Below are 6,440 nucleotides of genomic sequence, written 5' to 3' on the forward strand. Positions count from 1 at the left end.
CCGCCACGGCCGCGCCGGCGCCGTCGTCCGCTCCGACCGCCCGGGAAACCGGCGCTCCGCTGGATCCGGAATCCGCGAACGCACTGGCACAGGGGGTCAGTGCCACGGCACCGAAAGCGCAGCCCGCCTTCGCCACCACGGCGCTTGATCTCTTGGCCAGCCTTCCCATCAAGGGCCGGGCGCCAAAGTCGGGCTACGACCGCGCGTTGTTCGGGCAGGCCTGGCTGGACGTGGACCGCAACGGCTGCGATACCCGCAACGACACCCTGAAGCGTGACCTGACGGGCCTCACCTTCACGAACAGCGTCCCGTGCAAGGTGCAGTCAGGGATACTGGCTGACCCCTACACCGGTACCACCATCAACTTCCTCCGCGGTTCCGCCACCAGCACCGCGGTGCAGATCGACCATGTGGTGGCCCTCAGCGACGCCTGGCAGAAGGGTGCACAGCAGCTGACCACGGAACAGCGGACGGCGTTCGCCAATGATCCGCTGAACCTGCAGGCCACGGACGGCCCCACCAACATGAAAAAGGGCGACGGCGATGCGGCCACCTGGCTGCCGCCGAACAAGGGCTTCCGGTGTGAGTATGTTGCGCGTCAGATTTCGGTGAAGGCCACTTACAGCCTGTGGGTGACCCAGGCGGAACATGACGCGATGGCCAGGATCCTGGCGGACTGCTCGGGGCAGCTGGCACCGACGAATGAGAAGCCGCCGGTGGTCGCCCCGCCGGCGCCGGTGGCCCCCCAGCCCGCTCCGGCGCCTGTTGCGCCTGCCGCTGTTGCGCCGGCTCCTGCACCAGCTGTGGTTGTGCCGGCTCCGGCACCTGTGGCACCTGCCCCGGTAGTGCCCGCGCCGGCATCTGCGGCGCCGGCGGCCGCTTACTACGCCAACTGCTCCGCTGCCAAAGCCGCTGGGGCCGCACCGATTTACGCGGGCCAGGCCGGCTACCGCGCTGCTCTGGACCGCGACTCCGACGGCGTGGCCTGCGAGAGCTAGACCTGTTCCATCACTCCACTGTTTCAAACAATTTCCAAGGGGGAAAAATGAAGAAAACTCTGACATTAGTTGTGCTGGCCGGCCTCATGCTGACCGGATGCGGCGGCGGGAAGCCGGCGGCGCAGCCGGCCGAAGCTGTGACCGCAGTGGCCGAGGTTGTTGCAAGTGTCACGGTTCCGGGTGTGTTGAATCTGACCCTGGACAAAGCCACGGATCAACTGGAAGACCTCGGATTCAAGGTCGAGGCCGTGGACACCGAGGACGGCAAGTCGATCCTTGTGGAGAAGAACTGGCAGGTGACGTCCCAGGACCCCACCGGAGGTGCGTCCGCGGCGAAGGGTTCCACCGTTCACCTCGGGGTCAAGAGCCTCGACAAGATCGCGGCGGAAAAGGCTGCGGCAGAGAAAGCAGCTGCAGACAAGGCGGCAGCCGAGGCAGCCGCGGCCGCGAAGGCCGCTGCGGATAAGGCCGCGGCCGACAAGGCTGCAGCAGATCAGGCCGCCGCGCAGGCGGCTCAGCAGGCCGCAAAGGCAGTGCCCGCTCCCGTGGCGCCCGCTCCCGTTGTGCCGGCACCGGCTCCGGTCGTGCCCGCACCGGCAGCCGTTCCCTTCCCGAACTGCACTGCGGCGCGCCAAGCAGGAGCGGCACCGGTTTACGCAGGTACTCCCGGCTACGGGAAGCATCTGGACCGGGACGGCGACGGGATCGGTTGCGATAAGTAGCCTCCCCGTTCGGCTGAGGCACCCAGCCGGCGCACCGCCGTCGAACCTTCCGACGGCGGTGCGTTTCCGCGCGTATTGACTGCCCGTAGCCAACGGAATAGTTTCTGCGTTAACGGGGTTCGGATACCCCGTTTCCATGGAATGAGGGGCCGGATCTGGGCCGCTCCTGAACCGCGATGGAGCCAGGTGAGGAGGATTCTGTGTGTCTACGTCATCCTGGCACCCGGCGCGATGAGCACCGGATGGAATCGAATACAGGAGGGAAGAACAATGCCGAAGTATCTGTTTGAAGCGACTTACGTGGGCAAAGGAATCCAGGGGCTCATGCAGGAGGGCGGCACCAAGCGGCGGGATGCCCTGACGGAAGCCCTCACATCCGTCGGAGGAACGCTGGAGAGCTTCTACTACGCTTTTGGTTACTACGACGTCCTGGGCGTTTTCGAGGCGCCGGACGATGCAAGTGCTGCAGCATTGTCGCTGCTGATCAACTCGACGGGGAATGTCAACGTTCGACTGAAGCCACTCCTGACGGTCGAAGACCTCGACGAAGCCGCGAAGAAGACGCCGTCCTACCGGGCGCCGGGACAGTAGCCGTTGGGTACGTGGTCAACGGGCCAGCCGTCGTTAAGGTGCGACGGCGGCCCGCTGGCTGGGTGCCCGCTAAAGTCATGGAATGACCACTGACGCTCTACGGCCCGTCTATTTCCTCTCGGACAGCACCGGCATCACCGCGGAAACGCTGGGCAACACGTTGCTGACCCAGTTCCCCGGGAACAATTTCGACCGCATCACCATTCCGTTCATCACCACCGTGGCCCAGGCCCGGTCCGTCGTCGGCATCATCGACGCCGCTGCGGAAACCGGCCCGGCGCCGCTCGTCTTTTCCACGGCGGTCAGCAGCGAAATCCGCCAGACGCTCTCGGCCTGCCAGGGGATCATCGTTGACCTGATCGGGACGTACGTGGACCAGCTGGAGCAGGCGCTGGGCAGCCACGCGAGCGGGGAACCCGGGCGGGCGCACGGCCTGGGCAACGCTGAGCGCTACCAGTCCCGCATGGCCGCCGTCGAGTATGCCATGGAGCACGACGACGGCCAGAGCCTGCGTGCGCTGGAGAAGGCCCAGGTCATCCTGGTGGCACCGTCCCGCTGCGGTAAGACGCCCACCACCATGTACCTGGCCCTGCAGCATGGGATCTTCGCTGCGAACTTCCCGCTGGTGGAGGAGGACTTCGAGCGGGAGGGCCTGCCCAAGTCACTCAAGCCGTTCGTGTCGAAATGTTTCGGCCTGACCACCAACCCGCTGCGGCTGAGCCAGGTGCGCACCGAGCGGCGCCGCGGCTCACCCTATGCCTCGCTCCGGCAGTGCGGTTTCGAGCTGCGCAGCGCGGAGCGGCTCTACGAGCTACACGGGATTCCGTACCTGAACTCGGCCAGCGTGTCGGTGGAGGAGATGGCCGCCACCATCCTGCAGCGGATGAACCTCAAGCATTAGGGAAAATTTTCACAAACTGAGTGTGGTGCATCTCATGTGGCGCGCCTCTCTTTTGCCTGTCACTGTGGAGGGGATTTGTGCCCTCACCCGGTCACCGCCGTGAGCAGGGCCCTTGCACAACACCCTCTGCGAAGGAGCAGTAACTATGGCAACAGACATCCTGTGGTTCTCGGAACTCGGACTCAAGGACCTGGACCGGGTGGGCGGCAAGAACGCCTCCCTCGGCGAGATGGTCCAGAACCTCACCTCTGCCGGCGTCCAGGTGCCGGACGGGTTCGCCACCACCGCGGATGCCTACCGCCGCTTCCTGGCCGATTCCGGCCTGGACCAGCGGATCGTCGACAGGCTGGTGGGCCTGGACACCGATGACGTGACGGCACTGGCTGCCGCCGGGCAGGAGATCCGGACCCTGATCCGCGAGACGCCTTTCCTGCCGGACTTCGAAGAGCAGCTCCGGAACGCCTACAAGGAACTGGTGGAGAAGCACGGCGGCACCGATGACCTCTCCTGGGCTGTTCGGTCCAGCGCGACGGCGGAAGACCTCCCCGACGCATCCTTCGCCGGGCAGCAGGAAACCTTCCTGAACGTCCGCGGGATCGAGAACATCCTCACCGCCATCAAGGATGTCTTCGCGTCGCTCTACAACGACCGCGCCATCGCCTACCGCGTGCACCACAAGTTCGAGCACGCCGACGTGGCACTCTCCGCCGGCATCCAGCGGATGGTGCGCTCCGACGTCGGGGCCTCCGGTGTCATGTTCACCATGGACACGGAATCGGGCTTCCAGGACGCCGTGTTCGTCACCTCCTCCTACGGCCTCGGTGAGGCCGTGGTCCAGGGTGCCGTGAACCCGGATGAGTTCTACGTCTACAAGCCGGCGCTGCAGGCCGGCCGTCCCGCCATCCTCAAGCGGGGACTGGGCGAGAAAGCCCTGCAGATGACGTACACCACCAACCAGGAGATCGGCCGCACCATCGATTTCGTCCCGGTGGAGGCGTCCCTGCGGAACCGCTTCAGCCTCAGCGACGAGGACGTGGAGCAGCTCGCCCGGCACGCCGTGGCCATCGAGAACCACTACGGCCGTCCCATGGACATCGAGTGGGGCAAGGACGGGATCGACGGCGGCCTGTACATCCTGCAGGCACGCCCGGAGACTGTGCAGTCCCGCCGCGCCCCCGGCAGCCAGACCCGCTTCCGCCTCAACGAGACCGGCCCGGTGCTGGCCGAGGGCCGCGCGATCGGCCAGCGCATCGGCGCCGGCAGCGTCCGCATCCTCACCGCCATCGACCAGATGGCCGCGTTCCAGACCGGCGACGTCCTGGTGGCCGACATGACGGACCCGGACTGGGAACCGATCATGAAGCGCGCCTCCGCGATCGTCACCAACCGCGGCGGACGGACCTGCCATGCGGCGATCATCGCCCGCGAACTGGGGATCCCCGCCGTCGTCGGAACGGGTTCCGCCACGGACTCACTGTCCGACGGGCTGGAGGTCACGGTCTCCTGCGCCGACGGCGAGACCGGCACCATCTACGCGGGCCTGCTGGACTTCACGGTGGAGGAAACCGGGATCACCAAAATGCCCGATGCGCCGGTCAAGGTGATGATGAACGTGGGCACCCCGGAGCAGGCGTTCACGTTCGCCCAGCTGCCCAACCACGGTGTGGGGCTGGCCCGGCTCGAGTTCATCATCAACCGCCAGATCGGCATCCACCCCAAGGCGCTGCTGAACCTGGACACCGAGCCGGCGGACGTCCAGGAGCAGATCCGGGAGCGGATCGCCGCCTACGCCAGCCCGCGCGACTACTACATCAAGCGCCTGGCCGAAGGGGTGTCCACCATCGCCGCGGCCTTCGCGCCGCACCCGGTGATTGTGCGCATGTCCGACTTCAAGTCCAACGAGTACGCCAACCTCCTGGGCGGACCGGCGTACGAGCCGCACGAAGAGAACCCGATGCTCGGCTTCCGCGGCGCCTCACGCTACCTGGAGCCGTCCTTCCGCGACTGCTTCGACCTCGAGTGCGAGGCCCTGTCCTTCGTCCGCAACGAGATGGGCCTGACCAACGTCAAGCTCATGATCCCGTTCGTGCGGACCCTGGACGAAGCCCGCGGCGTGATCGACCTGCTGGCCGAGAACGGCCTGCGCCGCGGCGAGAACGGCCTGGAAGTGGTCATGATGTGCGAGCTGCCGTCCAACGCGCTGCTCGCTGACGAGTTCCTGGACTACTTCGACGGCTTCTCCATCGGCTCCAACGACATGACGCAGCTGGCCCTCGGCCTCGACCGGGACTCCGCGATCGTGTCCGCAGGGTTCGACGAGCGCGATCCCGCGGTCAAGAAGCTCCTCAGCATGGCCATCACGGCCTGCCGCGCGCGCGGCAAGTACGTGGGCATCTGCGGCCAGGGCCCCAGTGACCACCCGGACCTCGCCGAGTGGCTGGTGGAGCAGGGCATCGACTCCGTCTCCCTGAACCCGGACACCGTGGTGGACACCTGGCTGCGGCTTGCCGGCGTCGCGGCCGAGGCCTCGGAGACTGACGCGCCGGCTGTGGCGGGAGCGCACTAAGCGCCTTTGACTCACTGAGTTGCGTGCCGCCGTCGGGAATTCCGACGGCGGCACGCGGCTTTAAGGCGGGGCCTTGCAGGAGGGATCACGGACACCCTAAATCGGAAACAAAGTGCCGATTTTGGCCGAGTCGAGACGTGTAACTACCATCCGTTGAGATTTCAGAAATATCTTGCAGATTAGTGAGGCGTAAGGCAGAGTTGCTGGTGGAATGAGTCCTATCGGCAAGATATTTCAGAAAGGCACCAGCGTGGAAGACGTTAAGGCCATCGGTGTCAGCATTCGACGCGCCCGCAAGGAAGCAGGGATCACACAGGGAATTCTGGCCGATCTGATCGGTACATCCTCCCGGACCATTCACGCTATCGAAACCGGAACCGGTAATCCTTCACTGGTGACTGTCGCCGCCGCAGCCAACGCTGTGGGGCTCCACTTGACGGCAACCGATGACTGAGGCCCTGCGGCGCCTGAAATTTATCGACAGCGCCGACGTCTACAAGGCGGGCGTCCTGGCCGGCCAGCTGAACCGCTCCGGCCGCGGCAGTGTTGCCTTCACCTACAGCCCCGATTACCTTGCCTCAGGTGGCCGGCCCGTCGCCACCACCCTTCCCCTTGCCGCGGAACCAGTGGAAGCGCCCAGCGGCGCGCTTCCCGCCTTCTTC

Annotated in this window: 7 protein-coding genes; all 7 read left to right on the plus strand. The window is 65.9% G+C overall.

Features of this window, described 5'->3' with window-relative positions:
• The coding region (locus DBR22_RS10050) for a GmrSD restriction endonuclease domain-containing protein (protein WP_219928103.1) at positions 1–998 on the plus strand (998 nt) is incomplete at its 5' end.
• A 47-nt stretch (positions 999–1,045) separates the two neighbouring features.
• Entirely contained in the window at positions 1,046–1,720 is a 675-nt protein-coding gene (locus tag DBR22_RS10055) for an excalibur calcium-binding domain-containing protein (RefSeq protein WP_108598903.1), read from the plus strand.
• Between the two features lie 270 nt (positions 1,721–1,990).
• A complete protein-coding gene (locus DBR22_RS10060; protein WP_108598904.1) occupies positions 1,991–2,311 on the plus strand; it encodes a GYD domain-containing protein in 321 nt (106 codons plus the stop codon).
• An 82-nt stretch (positions 2,312–2,393) separates the two neighbouring features.
• A complete protein-coding gene (locus DBR22_RS10065) occupies positions 2,394–3,212 on the plus strand; it encodes a pyruvate, water dikinase regulatory protein (RefSeq protein ID WP_108598905.1) in 819 nt (272 codons plus the stop codon).
• 145 nt (positions 3,213–3,357) lie between these two features.
• Positions 3,358–5,778, plus strand: coding sequence for a phosphoenolpyruvate synthase (ppsA, locus tag DBR22_RS10070; RefSeq protein WP_108598906.1), 2,421 nt, complete (start codon positions 3,358–3,360; stop codon positions 5,776–5,778).
• 250 nt (positions 5,779–6,028) lie between these two features.
• Positions 6,029–6,232: a helix-turn-helix transcriptional regulator gene (locus DBR22_RS10075; protein WP_181365114.1), complete on the plus strand. Its 204-nt coding sequence runs from the start codon at positions 6,029–6,031 to the stop codon at positions 6,230–6,232.
• On the plus strand, positions 6,225–6,440 hold a 216-nt coding region (locus DBR22_RS10080), incomplete at its 3' end, for a HipA N-terminal domain-containing protein (protein WP_181365115.1). The genes DBR22_RS10075 and DBR22_RS10080, both read left to right, overlap by 8 nt.

The organism is Arthrobacter sp. HMWF013, assembly GCF_003061105.1.
GTDB lineage: Bacteria > Actinomycetota > Actinomycetes > Actinomycetales > Micrococcaceae > Arthrobacter.

Bases quoted from the DNA above. Each gene is read 5' to 3' on its own strand.
- DBR22_RS10055 (WP_108598903.1), top strand. From the start codon at position 1,046: ATGAAGAAAACTCTGACATTAGTTGTGCTGGCCGGCCTCATGCTGACC.
- DBR22_RS10060 (WP_108598904.1), top strand. From the start codon at position 1,991: ATGCCGAAGTATCTGTTTGAAGCGACTTACGTGGGCAAAGGAATCCAG.
- DBR22_RS10065 (WP_108598905.1), top strand. From the start codon at position 2,394: ATGACCACTGACGCTCTACGGCCCGTCTATTTCCTCTCGGACAGCACC.
- ppsA (WP_108598906.1), top strand. From the start codon at position 3,358: ATGGCAACAGACATCCTGTGGTTCTCGGAACTCGGACTCAAGGACCTG.